The 21,944-nt window shown below is 45.7% G+C and carries 12 protein-coding genes; 9 read left to right on the forward strand and 3 right to left on the reverse strand.

Annotated features, from left to right (window positions below; all coding sequences use genetic code 11):
- Positions 1-435: 435 nt before the first annotated feature.
- Positions 436-5,415 carry a S8 family serine peptidase gene (locus tag ACVBIO_RS17615; protein WP_447173118.1) on the forward strand — a complete coding sequence of 1,660 codons (4,980 nt, stop codon included), beginning with the start codon at positions 436-438 and terminating at the stop codon, positions 5,413-5,415.
- 99 nt (positions 5,416-5,514) lie between these two features.
- Here the strand turns inward: ACVBIO_RS17615 and ACVBIO_RS17620 are convergent, their stop codons facing one another.
- A complete protein-coding gene (locus ACVBIO_RS17620) occupies positions 5,515-6,414 on the reverse strand; it encodes a LysR family transcriptional regulator (protein ID WP_447160755.1) in 900 nt (299 codons plus the stop codon).
- Between the two features lie 288 nt (positions 6,415-6,702).
- Between ACVBIO_RS17620 and ACVBIO_RS17625 the strand changes: the two genes are divergently transcribed.
- Positions 6,703-11,607 (forward strand): S8 family serine peptidase, encoded by a 4,905-nt coding sequence (locus tag ACVBIO_RS17625; RefSeq protein ID WP_447173119.1) that lies wholly within the window; start codon positions 6,703-6,705, stop codon positions 11,605-11,607.
- A 274-nt stretch (positions 11,608-11,881) separates the two neighbouring features.
- On the opposite strand, the gene rsuA is transcribed toward ACVBIO_RS17625, so the two are convergent.
- On the reverse strand, positions 11,882-12,574 hold the full coding sequence (rsuA, locus tag ACVBIO_RS17630; protein ID WP_447163942.1) for a 16S rRNA pseudouridine(516) synthase RsuA: 693 nt from the start codon (positions 12,572-12,574) through the stop codon (positions 11,882-11,884).
- Between the two features lie 440 nt (positions 12,575-13,014).
- On the opposite strand from rsuA, the gene ACVBIO_RS17635 reads away from it, so the two are divergent.
- The 4 genes from ACVBIO_RS17635 to ACVBIO_RS17650 all read left to right on the forward strand — a co-directional run bounded on the left by ACVBIO_RS17635 (position 13,015) and on the right by ACVBIO_RS17650 (position 17,373).
- On the forward strand, positions 13,015-15,099 hold the full coding sequence (locus ACVBIO_RS17635) for a M13 family metallopeptidase (protein WP_447160752.1): 2,085 nt from the start codon (positions 13,015-13,017) through the stop codon (positions 15,097-15,099).
- A gap of 338 nt (positions 15,100-15,437) precedes the next feature.
- Positions 15,438-16,226 (forward strand): RelA/SpoT domain-containing protein, encoded by a 789-nt coding sequence (locus tag ACVBIO_RS17640; protein WP_447160751.1) that lies wholly within the window; start codon positions 15,438-15,440, stop codon positions 16,224-16,226.
- Between the two features lie 188 nt (positions 16,227-16,414).
- Entirely contained in the window at positions 16,415-16,819 is a 405-nt protein-coding gene (locus ACVBIO_RS17645) for an SMI1/KNR4 family protein (protein ID WP_447160750.1), read from the forward strand.
- Between the two features lie 53 nt (positions 16,820-16,872).
- Complete coding sequence (locus ACVBIO_RS17650; protein ID WP_447169387.1) at positions 16,873-17,373, forward strand: DUF4447 family protein; 501 nt, start codon at positions 16,873-16,875, stop codon at positions 17,371-17,373.
- A 317-nt stretch (positions 17,374-17,690) separates the two neighbouring features.
- On the opposite strand, the gene ACVBIO_RS17655 is transcribed toward ACVBIO_RS17650, so the two are convergent.
- Positions 17,691-18,314: a glutathione S-transferase family protein gene (locus ACVBIO_RS17655; RefSeq protein WP_447160748.1), complete on the reverse strand. Its 624-nt coding sequence runs from the start codon at positions 18,312-18,314 to the stop codon at positions 17,691-17,693.
- Between the two features lie 456 nt (positions 18,315-18,770).
- On the opposite strand from ACVBIO_RS17655, the gene ACVBIO_RS17660 reads away from it, so the two are divergent.
- The 3 genes from ACVBIO_RS17660 to ACVBIO_RS17670 all read left to right on the forward strand — a co-directional run bounded on the left by ACVBIO_RS17660 (position 18,771) and on the right by ACVBIO_RS17670 (position 21,828).
- Positions 18,771-20,033: an Nramp family divalent metal transporter gene (locus ACVBIO_RS17660; RefSeq protein ID WP_447163944.1), complete on the forward strand. Its 1,263-nt coding sequence runs from the start codon at positions 18,771-18,773 to the stop codon at positions 20,031-20,033.
- 24 nt (positions 20,034-20,057) lie between these two features.
- The gene (locus ACVBIO_RS17665; RefSeq protein WP_447160746.1) at positions 20,058-21,269 is read left to right on the forward strand and encodes a serine hydrolase domain-containing protein; all 1,212 of its coding nucleotides are present in this window, start codon (positions 20,058-20,060) and stop codon (positions 21,267-21,269) included.
- Between the two features lie 85 nt (positions 21,270-21,354).
- Positions 21,355-21,828: a DUF1456 family protein gene (locus ACVBIO_RS17670; RefSeq protein ID WP_447160745.1), complete on the forward strand. Its 474-nt coding sequence runs from the start codon at positions 21,355-21,357 to the stop codon at positions 21,826-21,828.
- Positions 21,829-21,944: the final 116 nt, after the last annotated feature.

Below are 21,944 nucleotides of genomic sequence, written 5' to 3' on the forward strand. Positions count from 1 at the left end.
CATCCAATTAATAATGGTCAATCCAAAATAAGTTCAAGCCGAAGTCACACTTCAGCCTACAAACTGATACTACCAGTTGAAGGTTAACCCTTGATTAACCTGTCCGGCCTCTGCTTCAGCTCCTACAAACTATGCCAGATAAAGGCCCGACACAAGTTCGCTATAGCAGCAATGTAACAACTTGTATCAATTGTATCCCTGTTAATATTTCCGGTTCATCTTGCTATTAATTATAGGGTTTCTAAATGAAATTAGATCCGTTCAATTCAATTACCCTCGTACTTCAACACGATAAAACCACATAAACAGTCCGTTTTTAATCATAAAAAAACTTGCATACCCATCAGCTATAACAGCATTCACTCTGACTATTGGCCACCAAAGCAACAAACAGTTAACAATCTAGTTACACAAATACAGCCAGAAGGCAGAACAATGAAACTAAAAAAAATAAGTCTGATGACTATCGCGGCAATCTACGCCGCTAGTGCAGGCACAGTAGCCGCTTCTGGCACTGATAACAATATACGTAGTATCGAAATCACAGATGCCATCCTTAAATACAATGAAGAGCTCCGAAGTGGTAACAGTAGAGCCGGCAATAGCGTAAACCGTCCCGCGAGTAACGCACAAAATATTCACCGTGCAATCGCTACAAACCAAAACAGCAAAGTACCGTTTAAACACCAAGCAGGTTTACAAGGGGAACAAACTTATATCGTAGAGTTAAGCGACAAACCCGTTTCTCTCTACCGTGGTGGCGTTGCGCAATTTGAGGCAACATCCCCGACGGTTAACACCATCCCTAGTATGTTAAGCCCTCGTGGCCACAACAAACTCGATACTAAAAGCAGTTCAGTTAAGCAATACAGCCAATACCTAACTGATAAACAAGATCAAGCGCTTAACCAAATATCCGCAAGGGTTGGGGCCAATCTTGATATAAAAAATCGATACACATTGGCGTTTAATGGTATGGCGCTACGCATGACTCAAGAGCAAGCTGCAAACGTTGCCAGCCTTCCAGGTATTCGTAATGTTAGCCTTGAGAAAATGTATGAGTTACACACTGATAATGGTCCAGGACACATAGGTGCCGACGGCATCTGGACTGGAAGTGCAGCTGATGATAAATACAAAGGTGAAGGCATTGTCGTTGGGGTACTTGATACCGGTATCAATTCAGATCACGCCTCTTTTGCGGCAGTTGCAGGCGATGGTTATACCCATACAATGCCAGATCGCTATAGCAGTTACCTAGGTGACTGTGAAAAAGTTGAATTTGCCAGCATGTGTAACGATAAGCTTATCGGTATTCGCTCCTATGAGAGCATCACCGACAGTTATATGGATGCCGCTTTCCAGCCAGAGCAACCCTCTTGGAACATTACCGACCCTAAGCGCCCTCAAAACGGTGAGGATTATAATGGTCATGGTTCACACACGGCTTCAACTGCGGCGGGAAATGAGCTGTTTAATGTAGAGCATGTGGTCGCTATTACGGGCGAAGTTGGTGATGGCATACCAACTGGCCTTAAATTTGACAAAGTGTCTGGTGTTGCACCACGCGCCAACATCATTATGTATCAAGTCTGTTTCCCTGGTGACGGCAGCTATGGTGACGGTTATGGTGGTTGTCCTGGCTCTGCGCTGTTAGCAGGTATTGAAGATGCCGTTGCTGATGGCGTAGATGTTATCAACTACTCAATTGGTAGCCCTTTTGGTACTTTCCCTTGGGATGACCCTATGGAGATGGGTTTCTTGGCTGCACGTGAAGCTGGGATCTCGGTTGCTGCTTCTGCCGGTAACTCTTATGCACCGCAACATGTCAGTCAAGCACGCGGCGCCATCGACCACTTCTCACCTTGGATCACCTCTGTAGCAGCAACGACTCATGGCCGCGAAATAGCGGTTGAAGGTAAAACGCTAACTGCATCAACTGGGGGAGAAAAGCCGCTTGATGAACTTGTCGGTGGCGGGCTAACTGGCGCTTACACAGGCCCCGTTGTTGAAGCCAAAGCTTACGGCAGTGAATATGAAAAGTGTAACGACCCCTTCCCTGCAGACTTCTTCTCGGTAGATCCTGATGGAAATCCATTTGCTACCGCGCCAATTGTTGTGTGTAAGCGTGGTGATATTGCCCGCGTAACCAAAGCGACTAACGTTGAGGCCGGTGGCGCAGGTGGCTTTATCCTGTGGAACTCGGGTTACTCAGAAACCACTGCCAATGATCCTTACTCTATCCCAGGTATTCATATTGATTACAACGCTTACTATGGTGACTACAAAAACGGTTACTTTGGTCTAGAAGATTGGCTTAAAGGTGGTGACAATCACAGCATAACCATCACGGCCTCTGAAGTGGTGGCCAATGAACGAGTTGCTGATTACGTTGCAGATTTCTCATCGCGTGGTCCCAATCTTGAAGCGCCCGATGTGATGTCACCAAACTTAGCTGCGCCAGGTGTTGACGTGTTTGCAGCTTGGGCCGATGAGATGCCATTTAGCACGCAAGGTATGCCAGCGGATTACGCAGCAATTAGCGGTACATCGATGGCAGCACCTCACGTAGCAGGCGCTATGGCACTACTGACTCAGGCGCATCCTGATTGGACGCCAGCGCAGATTCAATCGGCATTGATGACCACAGCGTCATTAGATAATGCCACTCGCTCGCGCGATGGCTCGCCCTATGATCCCGTCCCAGCGGGATACAGTGATGCAGGTAGTGGCGTGATCAACGTATCACGTGCTAATAATGCGGGTTTATTGCTCAATGAAACAGCTGAAAATTACCGCGCAGCTAACCCCAATAATGGCGGTAACATTCACACCTTGAACCTGCCTTACTTCTATCAAGATAACTGTGCCAGTACATGTAGTTGGATGCGCACAGTAACAGCGACAGAAGAAGGAACTTGGACCGTTGATGCGACAGCTGAAACTATGGATGGTGCACCTATGCTAGAGCTAGAGGTGTCGCCAAAGACCTTTACTCTTAAAGCGGGTGAGTCTCAAGCCATTAGCTTAAAAGCAAAAGTGTTAGAGGTCGAAGCGATTGGCGCCGACTCGTCAGGACTGCAGCTAACAGGTTCAGTCAAACTGACTCCAGCAAATAGCAGCACACCAATGCAGCACCTACCTGTAGGTGTTCGTTATAGTGGCGACAACTTACCAGCTGAAGTGTCCGGGATTATTCACCGCGAGCAAGGGCATACTTTAACGCCAATGCTTAACACTGAAGAGATCCAGTCGCTAAACTCAAAAGTATTTGGTTTAACCAAAGGGGAAACATTTACCTATGCACTCCCTCGCGCAGATGCAAGAACTTACTCGACTGGCTTAACGCTTGCTGAGATAGAAGCCGATGGCGGCGCCAAAGTTCATTTCTTCGATGTACCAGCCGGTACGCAGCGAATTGTGTGGGAAGTCCTGTCGGCACCAAAACACGCTTATACCTCTATCGATCTGGGTATGGATATCAATGAAGATGGTGACATTCAATGGTTAGATGAAGCTATCTGTTACTCATTTACCGATAACGGCGACTTCTGTGCCATTAACAACCCGACCCAGGGTCGTTACTGGGCAATTGCTGCCAACTGGAAGTATGACTATGAAGACCCTAAAAACCTTGCTGACGAATTTGTTCTCAGTCTAGGTATTGTTGGCGGTTCCGATGATGCCAATATGACGGTTGAAGGCCCTACGACGACCGATGGTCTGACTCCTTATCAATTAAAACTTAACTACAACCTGCCAGGCGCTACCGACGGTAACACTTACTACGGTGTTGTTGCGCTAGGCAGTGATGACTACAACCCAACTAACTTGGGGGATTTTGCTGTTAAATTACAACATAAGGGGATAGACACTGAAATTACTGCATCGCAAACGGCGGCTAAGGTTGGTGATATAGTTGATTTCATCGTTGATTTAGCACCTAACTTACTCGGGGCAGAGCGTGAGTTCACATTAAATGCAGCACTGTCTGAAGGGATGCAGTTAATCGAAGACTCTATCGTTGTTGGCGGCGTAGGTGACTATCATGAAGGCCTGACAGTGAGCGGCAATACGATTAGCATCAACGCTGCACAGGCATCGTCTAGCAATATGCAGCGTCACTATGTGTTTACTACCAACTTAGATGACGCGACCTGTAAGGTGCCTTACGGTGACGATGAAACCTTCTATGACCTACCTTTGCAAGGCTATCAAGATTTAGGTATTTCAGGTCTATCTAACCAGATGCTATACATACCGATGGAAGAGAATGGGTTACCACATATACCTCTGTATGCCAATCCTCAGGAGTTCTCACAAAATGTACTTGGGATCTCGCCATTTGGTTATATTCAACTCGATGCTAACCCAGAGTTTTGGAACTATAACCAGCCATTCAATGAGAACTTTCAAACCTTCCCTGACACGGTAATCGCACCACTATGGCGCGGTGATGTGAAGATGCCGCAAGGCTCGATTGATTGGGCGACATTCCGCTACACCAACGTGGTATATGGTGTGGTAACCAATGATCACTATATCTTCCAGTGGGATGGCGGTGAAGAGTGGAACAGCTTCTTGGTCGGTAACACCAACCCAGATCCTGATGCTAAGTTTAACATTCAAACTATTATTGCTAACTCAATAAGCTTTGACCCGGAAACACCAGAGATGATCTTTGCTTATCAAACTTTAAAATCAGCAAATGCTCACTTAGGTTCAATTGGTCTGCATGGATTCTGGGGCGAGCGTACGCCATTTGGCCCACTCTCCGGCTACTTGAATGACGGCTTTGCTTATAACGACGTTGATGAAAAAGTCAGTGAAGGTACAGTGGTTTGCGCCGATTATCGGGGGCCAGAGCAAACAGCACTTTCGCTTAAGTTCTCAGCCCGTGTATCAGCCTCCGCGATAGGCAGTGACAACACAGTGTCAGTTCAGACTCAATATGCTGATTCAGAGTTAGTGTCTGTTACTCATACCGTGCTAGCACCAAGTAATATCAGTGTTGCTGCAATGCCAGATATGGAGATGGAAGAAAATAGCACCCTTGAAGGCTTAAGCGTTATGTATAACGACGTAAAAGGTACGGTCAATGGTTTGATGGTCAGCGGTGAGAATATTACAGCGACTATCACTGGTGAAACATTTGCCATTACACCTGATGCTAACTGGCACGGCACCACAGAAGTTACCGTTACCGTGCATGATATGGCATATCCCTCAGATCAAGCATCTACCCGCTTTATGCTAACGGTGCACTCTGATGGTATAGAGCCAACCCCACCAGCAGAAGAAACTCCGGATGAACAACCGGAGTCAGATTCTAGTGGGGGTAGCCTGGGCTTCCTAGCGCTTACGCTACTTGGATTGTTAGCTGGCAGCCGTAAAAAACGTCACTCGCTAACTTAATTAAAAAACCGTAACGCTAAGTTAGAACGTTACTTTTCTTCATCACTTGTCTTTGGCCCCTGATTATAAGGGGCCTTTTTTATCCCATCTTAAAGTGAGTTAAGAGTTAGATAACATCAACTGTAAGAAACGTTTAGCCGCTACACTAGCCTGACTGCGCAACATCACCACACTAAAGCAGACATCCAACTTCGGCATATCGACAGGCTTAAAGATATGTAGCTCATTCCTCATCGTTTCATCCAATAAGGCTACCTGAGGAGTAAGGGCTAACATCTGCGAATGCTGCATCGCCGCTTTAATCGGCGAAAAAGCGTCATAATGCAAAAGCCCTGCAAAGTCACTGCGATATTGAAACAAGAGATCACCGAACATATCAACGACACCAGCAGGTAAGTTCCTTGGAATGGCGATCGGAAATTGACGAATATCATCTAAACTCAAAATGTCACGTTTAGAAAGGGGATGATCTTTTCTGGCACAAAACACCGCATTATAAGTGGGCAAGTTAAAGCTTTGTACTAACGCCTCATGACCTATCTCCTCCCCCCTCACATCGGTAACCAATAGAGATAATTTTCCCTGTAGCAATTTGACCAAATTATTCTGCCACGTGCCCTCTTCTAACTCTATATGCACATCAGGATGGCGATCGATAAAGCGCCCGATTGCAGGCCCAAGGATAGTATTCGCTGGAACCGGGCTAGTCCCAATTGCAAGATGTCCGCTGCTTTTACCCTGTAGGTATTGTAATTCCTTGCGTAGCGTGTCGACCCCTTGAATAATATTTTCACTATGATTGAGCACCAACTCACCCGATGCCGTCAACGACATCGCTTGATGACCACGGTTCAAAAGCTCTGTCCCTAGTAACCCCTCTAAACGCTGAATACTTCGGCTCAATGAAGGCTGTGCCAAGTTTAATCTCTGCGCCGCCTTCTGATAATTTCCTTCTCTAGCCAGTACAGTAAAATTTCTCAAATGTCTAAATTCAATCATGACTCATCCGAAGTCAGCAAATTTAACAGAAACACAACATACAACTGTTAAATATTTTGAACAAGAAGCTCACTGTTACAACTTGTATCCATCCGCATGCAATACACACAATCCACAACAAAAGTTAACCAGCTGTTATTAAAGGGTAAAGATGAATACCAAACCTATTTGCATACAAAATGCGTATCGCTTTATACGCATAACGCATTAGCCCGCAACACTATTCTGCAGTTAAAAACGCACAGCGACATTAACAATTTCGCAACAACGAATAACAAGGAATGGACCATGAAACTCAAGAAAATTAGCGTAGTCACAATGGCTGCGTTATACGCTACTGGGTTAGGGACGTTAGTCGCGGACCCTTTATCCATAGACACCACTAATGGTGGTAATAGCGAGCTTATCGGAATAAAACTCACACCAGAGCAAATCGAACAATATAAAAACAAGCCAAAACATCCTGGTGTTAATCAAGGTAACCGCCCTGGGCAAGTTGGCATGAACGTACATCGTGCGGCTAAAGGCAGCAGCCATAAGGCGCCTTTCGTATGGGAAGACGAGATTGAAGGGGAGCACACCTACATCATCCAGTTGATGGATGCACCGATTGCATTGTATCAAGGTGAGCGACCTGAGTTCGCCGCGACCTCTCCTCGTAGCCAACAACCATCGATGCGCAGCAGTGAGCGCTTCGGTACACTCGATGTTAAAAGCCCGGCAGTAAAAAGCTACCGTAGCTACCTAACTGAAACTCAAGACTTAACAGCAAGTAAAATCAGAATGGTCGCACCGCGCGCCGAGATTAAGCGACGCTTTAATATTGCTTTAAACGGTATGACGATGACCTTAAGCCAGCAAGAAGCGGCTAAAGTGGCAGACTTGCCAGGCGTTAAAGTCGTGAGTCGTGCTAAAGAATATAAGCTATTTACTGATGTAGGCCCTAAGCACATTGGTGCTGATATGGTTTGGCAAGGCAGTGGTGTCCCCGATGGCGTAGAGATGCGCGGTGAAGGCATCGTTGCCGGTATTATCGATACGGGTATTAACTCGGATCACCCATCATTTGCTGCAGTAGCAGGCGATGGTTATGTACATACAAACCCACTGGGCAAAGGCGAGTTTGTCGGTGACTGTGTTGAATATCCAAACATGTGTAACAGCAAACTAATTGGTGTACGCTCATACGATATCATTACCGATACCTTTAAAGATCCAGTATTCCAGCCAGATATCCCAGAGTGGGAAGCTGACTATAAACGTGCCCCCAATGGTGAAGATTACAACGGTCACGGCTCACACACAGCCGGTACCGTAGCGGGTAATGTACTGCACGATGTAGCCTACCAGTTAGCAGGAATGACTGAGAAATCAGATGGATTTGATACCCCATTAGTCTTCCCTGAAATTTCAGGTGTAGCCCCTCGAGCCAACATTATTGCTTACCAAGTATGTTACCCAGGTGGTGGTTCATTTGGTGAGACCTTTGGTGGCTGTCCGGGTGATGCACTGGTTGCAGCGATTGAAGATGCGATTGTTGATGGCGTTGATGTTATCAACTTCTCAATTGGTGGCCTTGAAAGCTTACCTTGGTACGATGCGATTGAAATGGCTTTCCTATCAGCACGTGAAGCGGGGATCTCAGTTGCAGCATCTGCAGGTAACTGGGGCCAATACGGACCATCATATATCGACCATGTCTCACCTTGGTTAACTTCTGTTGCAGCGAGCACTCACGGTCGCCAAATTGAACCAGTAGCTGGCCGCATTGGCGACTATGTTGGTGCTGGTGCACCTGATGATATTGAAGGTTACGGTATCACCGGTGATTTTACGGGTAACTTAGTTGATGCTGCGAATTTTGGTGATGAACTTTGTTTAGAGCCATTTGCTGAAGGGACGTTTACAAGTGACGATATTGTCCTGTGTAAGCGTGGCGATATAGCCCGCGTACAAAAAGGCGTTAACGTTGCTGAAGGTGGTGCTGGCGGCGTCATCCTCTATAACGCTATCTCTTGGGATGATGGCCGAGGCGGTAATAGCCTTAATTTAAACCCCTTCCCTATTCCTGGTATGCATGTCGATATGGCATCAGGAAATTCACTTGTGGATTGGGTCGCAAACTCAGAGTCTGCACCTCAGTTAAGTATCTATGCTTCAGAGATCACCACGACTGAACGTGAGGCTGATATATTAGCTAACTTCTCATCACGTGGACCAAGCACCACAAATCCAAATACTATGGTGCCCAACGTATCTGCACCGGGTGTAGATGTATTTGCCGCCTACTCAGATGAGATGCCATTTAGCTTGTACCCTGCGCCAAGTGACTATGTTGCAATCAGCGGTACGTCAATGTCTGGCCCCCATGTTGCGGGTGCATTAGCACTACTGACGCAGGCCCATCCTCAATGGACACCTGCGATGATCCAGTCAGCACTAATGATGACTGCACAATCAGGTAAAGCCTACAACAATGATTACCCTGCAGAGTTGGAAACAGCAAGCTTCCATCAAATGGGTAGCGGTGTCATCAATGTGGCTAGAGCGGTAAAAGCAGGTCTCGTCATGGATGAGAACGGTGACAACTATCGTGCAGCTAACCCTATGGAAGGCGGCGATGTAACCGCACTCAACGTACCTTATTTGGTTGATGCTGAATGTCAAAGCACCTGTACTTGGATGCGTACTTTTACTGCAACTAAAGACGGTGACTGGGACGTAAATGCAGAAGTGTTAGCGATGGAAGGCGCGCCGTTCTTGCAGCTAGAAGTCTATCCGCAGAACTTCTCTATTCTGGCAGGCGAAAGCCAAAGCATCATGGTGACGGCAACGGTATTAGACGTGACTTCGGTAAACGCAAGTTCAGCTAATCTTGATGTCTTCGGTAAAGTAAACTTAACCCCCGCTGATAAATCCATGCCAGATCAGTATCTGCCGGTTATTGCCCGCTTTAGCGGCTCAAAATTACCAGAAATGGTGTCAGGTATTATCCACCGCGATAACGGTACGATGCTCACTCCAGAGTTGATGACTAACGAGATTGCAGAGCTCAATGTTAAGGTTCACGGTCTCACAGCAGGTGATGTGGTTGAGCATCAGCTTAGCGCCGCTTATATCGATATTGAGGACCCTAGCACTCTGGTCGACAACTCAGGTATTAAGCTGCACTTCTTCGATGTGCCTGAAGGTACAGCTCGCATAGTATGGGAGCAAGTCTCTGAAGATAAAGCCGCTGAGACATCGTTAGATATCGGCATGGACCTCAATGAAAACGGTTTGGTTGAATGGTATGACGAAGCAATTTGTTATTCATTTACCGGTCTTCAAGAGTACTGCGCAATTAATAATCCAGTGCCAGGTCGTTATTGGGCCATGCTTGGTAACTTCAAACGTCCTTGGAGCGATGAAGAAGATACCTTGGATAACATTGTCACTAGCTTAGCGATTATTCCAAGCGTTGATAATGGTTCAGTGACTGTCACTGGTCCACAAACAACCAACGGTATCGATCCATATAACCTTAACATCAACTGGTCATTAAGCGATGCTAAACAGGGCGACCGTTTCTATGGCTTGGTTGAAGTCGGTAACAGTGCTGAAAATGTCGGTAACCTTGGAAAGATGGCGCTAAATCTAGTCCATGCGGGTGATGATGTAATTGTTAGCACCAGTCAGCAGCAAGCTAAAGAGGGTGACATTGTTCAAGTGAACGTAATGATGGCTCCTAACATGCTTGGGCTTGAGCGTGACGTCAATATGCAGTTAGAGCTCCCTGAAGGTCTACAGCTAATAGCGGACTCAGTTACTGCTAGCGGTAATAATCTCGACTTAACCGATAACCTTACGGTTGAAGGCAATCAAATTAGTCTTGCTACCATGCAGCCAGCCAGTAACACACAGGCACGAGAGTATCAGTTTACCACCAGCGATGACGACTTAACGTGTCGCATTCCTGTTGGCTCAAACCCTTACTATCTCGACTTGTTTGAGGAAGCATACATCGAACCTGTATTTGCTATTGCAGGTCGTGCAAACGAAACACTCACTATTCCGTTAAGTGCTTTTGGTGTCGATAGGATCCCACTTTATAATAACAATCCAGACTTTATGGAGAAGGACACCCTAACGATTTCACCAGCCGGTTTCATCCAGCTTGATAGTATGCCGCTATTCTGGCCACTGCACTTCCCAATGGACGAGCAGTTCTTCCCAGATACAGTGATTGCTCCACTTTGGCGTGGTGACGGTATGATTATGCCTGAGTTCAATATGGAGACAGAAGCCTACGACGGTGTATCACTGGCATCAACTACTGACGGTCGTTACTTGATTGTAGAGTGGGACAACATGCGCCAAGAGTTTGCCTTTGGAGTTAACTTTGACCCTGACTATGACGCTCGTTATAGCTTCGAGCTGTTAGCGTCTACCGAGCTTAACTTTGCCGCGGGTGAGCATGAGTTCATCTTTGCCTACGACACTATGACAGGTAAAAAATCGCACTTAGGCTCAATTGGTCTGCACGGTTTCCATGGTCCTCGTGGCACCTTCGGTCCAGCTTATGGCTATATCGGTGATAGCTTCGCCTTCAACGATGTTGACGAGAAAGTCTCTGAAGGTTTAGTGGTATGTGCCAACTACTTTGGTCCTGAGCAATCAGCCGTTGAGCTGTCATTCTCAGCTCGAGTGGGTGCTACCGCTGTGGGTCAAGATCTACAAATTGCAGTCGATAGCGACTACACAGGTAGTGATAGCATCACAACAACCGCAGCGCTAAAAGTACCAACCAACCTTGCGATTGGCGCCTTGAATAACATGAGTGTTGATGAGAACGCTAGCATCAGCTTTGAAGTCATGGTTCAAGATAAAGAGAGCACAGCCAATGGAGTTCAAGTGTCTGCTGAGCATGTAACCGCAGTCGTTGAAGGCAATATGGTGACGTTAACTCCAGAAGAAAATTGGTATGGCGAAACTGTGGTAACCGTAATGGCACACGACTTAGCCTTCCCTAATGACGCTGCACAAACGAGCTTCACCCTAACAGTGAACTCTGATGGTACAGAGCCGACTCCGCCACCAGCGGAAGAGACTCCAGATGAGCAACCTGAGTCAGATTCTAGCGGTGGTAGCTTAGGCTTCCTAGGTCTTGCTCTACTTGGTCTGCTTGCGACAGGTCGCAGAAAACAGCGTTAACACAGCTGTTCGACCAAGCGCTTTTACGAGCATTAAGGTTAAGTAATAGCAGCAATTGTTTTCACAACGCTTAACCTTTTTTTGGGCCCTCACTAGAGGGCCCTTTTTTTACGTATAGTTGTGTAGTTACGTCTAGTAATGAACTATTAAGCGTTACTTTACTGACTTAACTTCAGCATAGGTAACCGTTAAGTTCTGAAATCAACCTATTAAAGTCGCCTTGCTGACTTTTACTGCCTTAACTTAACTGACTTAACTGATTTACATAACTGGCTTACTTAACTGATTGAGTCTCAACATCGGTTAAGTAGCGCCACTCGCCCAGCCCAAGACTTGGGTCAAGTTCAATTGCGCCAACACTTTCGCGGTGAAGTTTAGTCACTTTATTACCAACGGCTGCAAGCATACGCTTAACCTGATGATACTTACCTTCAGTAATCGTTAAGCGCGCTTGATTAGCACCTAAAATCTCAAGTACAGCAGGTTTAGTCAGGCCATCTTCATTATTAAGCTGCACACCGTCGCTAAACTGCTGCACTAAGTCATCAGTTAACGGCTCAGCGGTTTCTAATAAATAGCGCTTAGCGCATTCTTTCTTAGGAGAGGTGATCTTATGCGACCACTGACCATCGGTAGTGATCAGTACTAGACCCGTAGTATCCGCATCAAGACGCCCAGCAATGTGTAAGTCTTCAGGGCGAATAACATCCAGCAGGCTTATCACCGATGGGTACTCTTCATCTATGGTTGAGCAGATCGTATCAACAGGTTTGTTAAGCATGATAAAGCGCGGACCAATGATGGTTAACACTTCACCGTCAAGACGGATCTCATGTTCATCGGTAACTTTAAAGCCCGAGTTTTTAACCACTTCGCCATTACAAGTCACATCACCACGATGTAGGGCTTTTTTAGCAGAAACACGAGAGTGTGAAGTCGATTCACAAATAAATTTATCTAAACGCACAGGCAGAACTCAGCTTATATAACCATAATGGCCGACATTATGAGGCCAGCGCCGCCAAAGGGCAAAGTTTTGCTTAAATCAACAATAACCCCAAGCGAATGACGACAAGAACTTCAGCCGGAGAAGCCTAGCTTATAGACCTAGAACCTAGAACCTAGAACCTAGACCCTAGGACCTAGGACCTAGGGCAAAGCTTATACGCTAAATCTTTGTACTCAGGCTATTTGATAAAAAGCACTTTAATTTCAAGCGAGGAAACCTTTTCTTACACATGTTTACCCAATTATCCCCATAAGTTTACAGAGCGGGCTTGTTCGTTATACGCTAAAAACCTTAACATACGTAACTCAATGTAATTCATGCTGGCTTGATAAAAGCGTGAGTGCAGAGCTTACTTCTAAAAAAAACAACAAATTGACGGTATAGATTAAGGAAGAAAAATGAAAAAAGTACTCGTTGGGGGCTTATGCGCTTCCCTTATCGTTGGCCTCAGTGCGTGTAATAGCGAACCGACTAATGTTAAAACACCAGATACAGGTAAAACAGAAGCGGCCGTAGCGGTAGAAAAAGCACTCACTTCTGGCATCGACTTTGCCAACTTCGACAAATCAGTTCGTCCACAAGATGACTTCTATTCGTACGTTAATGGTACCTGGGTAAAAGATACGGTTATTCCAAGCGATCGCACTAGCTCTGGTGCATTTTACGATCTACGTGAAAAGTCACGTGATGATGTAAAAGTGATTATCGAAGAAGTGGCTGCAACCCCAAATCTTGCAGCTGGTAGCGACGAGCAGAAAGTTGCCGATCTGTATAACTCATTTATGGATGTCGAGACGCTAAATAAACTGGGTGTAACACCTATCCAAAGCGAGCTTGAAACCGTTAATGCCATTAAGTCAAAAGATGATCTAGTGACTTACTTTGCTCGCAGCCAAATTAACGGTAGCGGTACACCGATGGCATTTTATATCAACGTCGATGCCAAAGACTCAAGCCGTTATGCCACCCATATCTGGCAATATGGTCTAAGCCTGCCAGAAAAAGATTACTACCTAAACCAAGATGAGCGCTTCGTGAATATCCGTAAAGCGTATCTTGAGCACATCGAAAAAATGTATACCTTAGCTGGCCTACCCAATCCAAAAGCCAGTGCTGAAGCGATTCTTGCACTTGAAACTGAGATAGCTAAAAAGCACTGGGACGTGGTTGAAACCCGTGACAGCACTAAGACGTATAACAAATACCAAGTTAAAGATTTAGCTACATTGGCCCCCGACATTAACTGGGACGGCTACTTAGCAACACTTGGCGCCGACAAGCAAGCTGACATCATTATCAATCAGCCTAGCTATATCCAAGGTCTAAATGAAGTCATTAAAGACACCGATCTAGAAACCTGGAAAACCTACATGCAGTGGCAAGTGCTGACTCACGCAGCAAGCAGCCTAAGCGAAGCTATCGATACAGAAAACTTCGAGTTTTTTGCTAAAACGCTTAACGGCCAGCAAGAGCAGCAACCACGTTGGAAGCGCGGTGTGTCGTCGGTCAATGGTCTACTCGGTGAAGTGGTTGGTAAGGTGTACGTTAAGCGCCACTTTAAACCTGAAGCAAAAGAGCGCATGCAAGTGCTGGTTGAAAATCTACGTGGCGCCTATGGCAATAGCATTGAGTCGCTAGAGTGGATGAGCGCAGACACGAAAGTCGCAGCCAAAGATAAGCTGGCTAAATTTGATCCCAAGATTGGTTATCCAGACCGCTGGGAAGATTACAGCAAGCTGACCATCAAAGCTGACGATTTATATGGCAACAACCAGCGCGCAAGCAAGCTTAGCCATGAAAAAGAATTAGAAAAACTCGGTAGCCCAATTCGTAAGTGGGAATGGCACATGACACCGCAAACCGTCAATGCTTACTACAACCCAACCATGAACGAAATCGTATTCCCTGCCGCTATTCTTCAGCCGCCATTCTTTAACATGGAAGCCGATGACGCAGTAAACTACGGTGGTATTGGTGCGGTTATCGGTCACGAAATGGGCCACGGTTTTGACGACCAAGGTGCTAAGTTTGACGGCGAAGGTAACATGCGTGATTGGTGGACAGAGCAAGACTTAACTGAGTTTTCAGCTCGTGGTAAGGCGCTTGTTGACCAATACAATGACTACGCTGTATTTGACGATCTCAACGTTAACGGTGAGCTGACTCTTGGCGAAAACATTGGTGACCTTTCTGGTGTCACTATCGCGTACCGCGCTTATAAAAAGTCGCTTAACGGTAAAGAAGCCCCGGTGATTGATGGCCTAACGGGCGATCAGCGTTTCTTCATTGGTTTCAGCCAAATTTGGCGCGCCAAAATCAAAGAAGAGTCAATGCGTAACCGCGTAGCAACTGACCCACATTCACCAGCACAGTTCCGTGCTCTAGGTGCCCTATCTAACATGCCTGAGTTCTACAGCACTTACGATGTTAAGCCCGGTGATGCGATGTACATTGCACCAGATAAGCGCGTGAAAATCTGGTAGTCAAACTTTAGGTCCTAGGTCCTAGGAAATGCCAAGAAAGGTCCTAGGAAAGCAAGAGGCGTGTGGCTGTTGTAGGTCGGGCTTTAGCCCGTCAAGCTCCTGCTTCTGCTAGCAAGACCATTCTAGGTTCTAGGTTCTAGGTTCTAGGTTCTAGGTTCTAGGTCTCCAAATAATTAAAACGAAAAAGCCGTTGATGTCTCATTTCATCAACGGCTTTTTGTTTATTGTTACTTTTCAGAAGCGACAGCTCACACTATGAACAAATGTTAATTTGTCATTCAGCATAGCTTAAGCATTTGCCAGTTAGATTATGGGTACAGCCACAAACTAGGACTGCCATGAACCGGATATTACGGACATTTTTCATATTCTTACTGCTACTGTCGACCCGTTCAGCTTTTGCCCATACTGTCGAGCATAGTCAAAACAATACCAAGGATAACGGTAGCTACGCCGCCAAACTGGCTTTTTCTAAAAACATCGATGGGCTTACCGCGATTCAGTCTATGCAATACCAGGTGCCTAGACAAACTAGCGCCGATCTCGACACCCTCTATAGCCAAGCCAATCACGCCCAACAAGAGCTGAGCCAGTTGCTTAAACTGATCACCTCACAATCTCAAACCCAATCAATATTGGCCGATATTAAGAGCCGCGAAAGAGCGCAGACCAAGGTACAAAACAAACTTGGTAACGACGCGAGCCAGCTCACCGATATCGTAAGAGCGAGTATCGTCAGTAACGACATCCATAACTTGATGCAAGCATTTGCCTTACTCAAGTCTGACAGCGAACTTATCCAGGTTAAAAACCGTTTTGCCACCCCAAAAGAGTCTGGCTACCGTGACCTTAACCTACTGATTAAACTCCCTCAATCACAGATGATTGCCGAAGTGCAGCTGCACCTTGCCGATATTGCCGATATTAAAAGCGGCGCCGAACATAAGGTCTATGAGCAAGTGCAATCTATTCAAGCCTCTGCCATACAGCAGCAACGTGATTTAAGTGAGATTGAAAACGCAAAAATCACTCAGCTGCGTCAAGAGTCACATAAGCTTTACCACAAAGCATGGCTAAGGTATAAGCGCAGCGACCAAGCTAAAGTTATCGATGCAGTAGCAGCATAAAACCTCGATAAACCGATTCAACAAGGCCCGCTAACACGGGCCTTTTTTTTGTCCTCATCCCGCGGTGAACATCACCTAAATTCCAAAGTCATAAGTGCATTTAATTACTACTGTAACCTGCACTTCCAACTGATTTGGAGTTATACTCCGCTCCAATAATCTATACACCCAAATATACCCAAGACCTTATGAACGATATCATTGAGCAACTGCAAGAGATGAGTGAAACGGTACCTGTACCGTTAGAGCTAGCGACGTTTGAGCAAATTGTTGAAGTGGAAGAAGAAATTCTTATCCCACTGCCTATGGAGCTGAAAGAATACTTACTCTACGCCAGTGATGTGATTTGTGGCAGCCTAGAGCCTGTCACCGCAAGCGACCCCAATTCGCATACTTACCTGTCAGAAGTGACCTCTTATGCTTGGTCGGTCGGCCTGCCGCGTGAGTTTGTACCGATTTGCCAGCAGGGCGATAACTTCTTCTTTATTAGTCAAGAAGGTCAAATTCAGCTGTGGCAAGATGGTGAAATCGACGAGGAAGAAACCTGGGAATCTTTTTGGGACTGGGCCGAAGATGTATGGATGCGTAGCTAATAGCCATCGATATCGCTAATACGCCATCACAACAATTTTACTAAGGAAATATCATGTCTAAACAACTTGGTTTCAATGCCATTGAAATGCAGTACCTTCGTCACTCTTTGGCGTTAACCACAGCTCAAGTTGCCGAAATTGGCAAAGTCAGCGAAGCCGATGTGATTGCCTGGGAAGCCGGCGAAAAACCTGCTCACATGCCAGTACAAAAGAAGCTAATCGAAATCGATGAAGCCATAGAGATGCAAGTACTCAATACTTGTGATGGTATTGAAGAGCTATTCAAGTCAGAACCAAAGCGTACCTTAAGCTTTGTGGTATACCCAACTCAGGCACTTTATGCCCAGTACAACCCTGAGTTTTTAGGTACTCTTCCGTTAGCTGAGCTTTATAACACCTCAGCTTGGCGCATCAAGAAAGAATGTAAGCTAATGCTAGAAGTCGATGTGGTATTAGTGCCATTAGACTTTGAATCATATAAAGCGTACCGCGACAAAGATGGCTTAAAAGAGAGCCGCGAAAATCGCGCAAAATGGGCGAAGACGCAGTTATAAGCTTTAGATCCGAGGTACTAGGAAAGGCAAAGAAAGGTCCTAGGTTCTAGGAAATGCAAAAGGCAAAAACGATGAAAGCCGAGACGGATAAAGCCGGTTAAAAGCTGTGAATAACAGTGTTTGTTGTAGGTCGGGCTTTAGCCCGTCACGCTGTTGCTTTTCCTAGCAGGGCGGAGCCCGTCCTCGAAGCGAAGCGTTCTAGGTTCTAGGTTCTAGGTTCTAGGTTCTAGGTTCTAGGTTCTACATTAAGAAAAGCATCCACTTTATTCTATATAATGGATGCTTTTTTTGTGCTTAATTTTTAGTTTAAGCAGGGGTTAAGCTGCGCCAGCTTCCTCTTTTGCTAAGCCTTTGGCCATGGCTGGACGTGCGGTGAGTCGATCGCGATAGGCAGCAAGCTTTGGCGGAATATCTTGCTCAAATCGCGTTGCCCACAATAAGGTGTGCCCAAGTAAAATATCGGCAACACTTAGCTTATCCCCCAGCAAAAACTCGCTATCGGGTAACCACTTCTCAGCTATCGCAGCAGCCTTATCAAACTCCCACTTTGCTACCGCTAACATCTCGGTTAAACGCTGAGCTTCAGGTAAGGCAAACTTATGCTTACCCATGGTCCACAAAGGCTGCTCAAGCTCACTAATAATAAAGCTAATCCACTTATGGTGTAGTCCTGACTCATGGCTGCCCGCTAATGGCAATAACTTCCCCTCACCGTATTTCTCGGCCAAGTAGAGCACGATTGCTGCAGACTCGGTTAATGCAAAACCATCGTCTTCTAAGGCGGGGACTTTACCGCAAGGATTAACGGCCAAAAACGCGGGATCCCGCCCATCGCCATTCACAAAGTTGATATATTGATATTGCCACTCTAAACCGAGTTCCTCTAGCGTCCACGACACTCTTAAAGAGCGACTACGGGGAATGCCATATAACTTTATCATCGTGCGCTTCCTTAACCTGATAACAACTGAATAAATAGAGCCCTTAAGCTACTGTGAAGCAGTAAAAATAGAAACTAGCACTTTGTTTCAAAATAAGTCAGTTTCAAAATAAGTCAGTTTCAAAATAAGTCAGTTTCAAAATAGGCTTCAGAATGAGACGGCTTCAAATAAGCTCATTTCAAAATAAAACAGGTTAATAATATAACAGTTTCAAATCAGCTGTAATTTTGCTTAAGTAATGGATGAAATAAGAACATAAATTACAGCAATATAAAATAAGATGAAAATAATGAGACTAATGTGATAAGCCTTTTACAAGAGATCTCTGATACTCTCAAACGCATTGAAACCAATAGTAAAAGTTAGAGACTAACACCAGGATCTGAACCGATAACTTGAGCTAGAGATAAGAATCAGCTTCATAACATTGCCTATAACAATAAAAAGATATTAAACATGAGTCATAACAGCGCGGCGCTAACAAACCAAAAAATGAAATTACCCACACTACTGAACGCCATGGGACCAGGCCTGTTAATGGCCGCGGCAGCCATTGGAGCCTCACATCTGGTCGCCTCAACCCGAGCAGGCGCAGAGTTTGGTTGGCAACTGGCCTGGGTTATTTTAGCCGTCAATCTGCTTAAGTACCCATTTTTTGCGGCAGGAGCGCGATACACCAGCGCCACTGGCGAGAATTTATTGCAAGGTTACTTAAAGCAAGGACGCAAGTATCTGCTGGTATTTACCGCGCTCAATACTATCGCCGCCATCGCCAGTACCGCAGGCGTTGCGATGCTAACCGCCGCCATGCTGACTCAATTTATCCCTTTGCCCATAGATATTCTGGCGCTACTGGTATTAGTCTCCAGCCTAGTTATTCTAATCTTCGGCCATTACGCCTTGCTGGATAAACTCACCAAAGTCATTATGCTGGCGCTAACCCTTACCACCTTAATTGCCGTTGCACTGGCCTTTAACGCACCAGCAATTGTTAACCCAGAGTTTGTGCCTCAATCCCCCTGGCAATGGGCTTATATCGGCTTCCTGGTCGCCATGATGGGCTGGATGCCAGCGCCGATTGAAGTCAGTGCTTGGAACTCGCTTTGGCTAATAGAAAAACAAAAGTTATCTCCAGTGACCAAAGAGCAGGCACTGTTTGACTTTAACTTTGGCTACTTAATGACGGCGCTACTCGCCATAGTCTTTCTCGCCCTCGGCACTTTAGTTATGTACGGCAGTGGCGAGCAATTTTCGGCATCCGGCGCTAAGTTTGCCAGCCAATTAATCAACCTTTATAGCCAGGTGATGGGCAGCGAAAGTCGCTATCTCATCGGCACTGTGGCCTTTTTATGTATATTCAGTACCACAGTGACGGTGATAGATGGCTATAGCCGCACCCTCAACATGGGTTGGCAACTGCTGACTCAGCAGCAAGATAGTGAGCGACGGTTTAATGGGGTAATGCTATCAATCAGTGCTCTGGGCTTAATTATCATATTGTTTTTTAAAGGGGCTCTACTTCCTTTACTGGAATTTGTTATGATCCTCGCCTTTATGACAACGGTCGTTTTTGCTTGGCTTAACTATAAGTTGATGATCAGCACAGCACTGTTACCAGCAGACAGGTATGGTAGCGCCATGAGAGTGCTCTCATGGCTAGGCTTAACTTACTTAGTAAGCTTTGCCCTGCTCTTTATCTATTGGATGCTAACAAAATAACGTACACGGACACCTACACCTCAAATGCACCTAATAACAAAAACACTTATAGGCACAGTCGTGGTTGGCTGCTGCCTTTGGGCAGCAAACAAAGCCAGTGCGAATCGAATGGCCAGCAGCGATATAGCCAAGCAATTACCAACCCTTATCGCACAAAATGAGCGCCCGTTTAGCGGCATCATCATGCTCAAGCGTGACAATCAGCCGATATTTACTTATATCTCGGGTGATGATGTTGAAATTAACTCAAGCTTTGTCATTGCCTCTTTATCTAAACAAGTCACTGCGGCGTTAATTTTAAAAGCGGTGGATGAAGGCTTAATAGAACTAGAGAAAAGTGTCAGTTTCTACTTATCAGAAGACACTAACCAGACCCAACACTATATCCCCCCGAGCATCACGGTGTCGCAGTTACTGAGCCACACATCCGGTCTCGTCAATATCGGCGAAGCGCCCCGATATAAGCCCGGAAGTCAGTTTCAATATTCTAACTATGGTTACGCGCTATTAGGTGAATTGCTGGAAACCGTTTACCAAAAACCGATTTATCAACTGATTAACCAGCTCAATGAGCAAACTAAGTTAGATGGCCTGTATGCCCAAACGGGAGGTATTAGTAGTATTCAAGCCAAACACCCAAGCTTGATCCTTGGCCAAGTCGAAGAGCTAGGGCAAAGTAGCGATGGTAAAAGCCATGCTCACTACACTCAAGTCGATTTAAACATCGATAATCAATTGGTGGCTTTTGGTGGCATGATTGCCTCGGCAGAAGCGTACAGTCAGTTTCAGCATGCCCTTTATAGTGGTAATTTAATCACTGCCAACAGCCTTAAGTTAATGACCTCTCCTCAAGCAACCCGCAACCACAGATGGGGCGTCTTAGAATACGGTTATGGCATTCAAATTAGCCGAGACGAGCAGTTAGTCGAATACAGTCACAGTGGTTACCTACCCGGTTATGTGAGCCTTGCGGTCTACTACCCTAAGTCAAAGGTGAGTCTGGTTATCTTTGAAAACACCTCGTGGGATCTGAGCGATAGCCAAAGAACTTTTGGCTTGCATGATGACATTCGCAACAGCATTCGCAGTAAATTGATTGCAATGGAAAACCGTCCAGTCGAAAAACTCTATCAAGCTGGCATATCCGCAGTAGAAAATGCCTTATCGGCTAAACCTGAACCAAAATCAGAACCCGAACCAAGACCTGAAACTGCACAGCTTAAGAGTGCAGAGTAATTGCTATTGAAGAGTTAACTTCTGCTATAATAACCGCCGATGATCGCGCAGCCGCGCGATCCCATAGCTAGAAGAAATCAAACTTATGATTAACAATGATATTTTACGTAAAGTTCGCTATATCCTCGATTTAAGCAATGCAAAAATGATCCGTATTTTTGCCAAAGCTAAGCACGAAGTGACTCAAGAAGAGATCATCGACATGCTAAAAAAAGAGCATGAAGAAGGTTATACACCTTGCAACGACAAAAACATGTGTCGTTTCTTGGATGGTTTAGTGATCTACAAGCGTGGCCTAAAGCCTGGCGCAGAAGTACCAGAGCCATTATCGCAACTGACCAATAACCTTATCTTTAAAAAGTTAAGAGTGGCATTTGAGTTACGCGAAGAAGATATCATTGAAGCGTTAGAGCTTGCTGAGTTCAACATGACTAAGTCAGAGCTAGGCGCACTATTTAGAAAGCCTGGGCACAAGCACTACAAGCCATGTGGTGACCAAGTGCTGCGTAACTTCTTAATGGGTTTATCGCTAAAGCACCGTCCAAAAGACGCTGAATAATAGTTACGTTCACTCGTGATCAGAAAAGCACTGCCAGCGGCGGTAATGCCGTTCACTTAAGGTGAACGGCATTTTTATTTTTGGCATACCGTTGAGGCCTTGGTTTTACTGTTCTG

The sequence above is a fragment of the Shewanella sp. 0m-8 genome (assembly GCF_052977265.1).

Coding starts and splice junctions, on each gene's coding strand:
- ACVBIO_RS17635 (WP_447160752.1), top strand. CDS start 13,015: ATGAAAAAAGTACTCGTTGGGGGCTTATGCGCTTCCCTTATCGTTGGC.
- ACVBIO_RS17670 (WP_447160745.1), top strand. CDS start 21,355: ATGATTAACAATGATATTTTACGTAAAGTTCGCTATATCCTCGATTTA.
- ACVBIO_RS17665 (WP_447160746.1), top strand. CDS start 20,058: ATGCACCTAATAACAAAAACACTTATAGGCACAGTCGTGGTTGGCTGC.
- ACVBIO_RS17615 (WP_447173118.1), top strand. CDS start 436: ATGAAACTAAAAAAAATAAGTCTGATGACTATCGCGGCAATCTACGCC.
- ACVBIO_RS17650 (WP_447169387.1), top strand. CDS start 16,873: ATGTCTAAACAACTTGGTTTCAATGCCATTGAAATGCAGTACCTTCGT.
- ACVBIO_RS17655 (WP_447160748.1), bottom strand. CDS start 18,314: ATGATAAAGTTATATGGCATTCCCCGTAGTCGCTCTTTAAGAGTGTCG.
- ACVBIO_RS17625 (WP_447173119.1), top strand. CDS start 6,703: ATGAAACTCAAGAAAATTAGCGTAGTCACAATGGCTGCGTTATACGCT.
- ACVBIO_RS17645 (WP_447160750.1), top strand. CDS start 16,415: ATGAACGATATCATTGAGCAACTGCAAGAGATGAGTGAAACGGTACCT.
- ACVBIO_RS17620 (WP_447160755.1), bottom strand. CDS start 6,414: ATGATTGAATTTAGACATTTGAGAAATTTTACTGTACTGGCTAGAGAA.
- ACVBIO_RS17640 (WP_447160751.1), top strand. CDS start 15,438: ATGAACCGGATATTACGGACATTTTTCATATTCTTACTGCTACTGTCG.
- ACVBIO_RS17660 (WP_447163944.1), top strand. CDS start 18,771: ATGAGTCATAACAGCGCGGCGCTAACAAACCAAAAAATGAAATTACCC.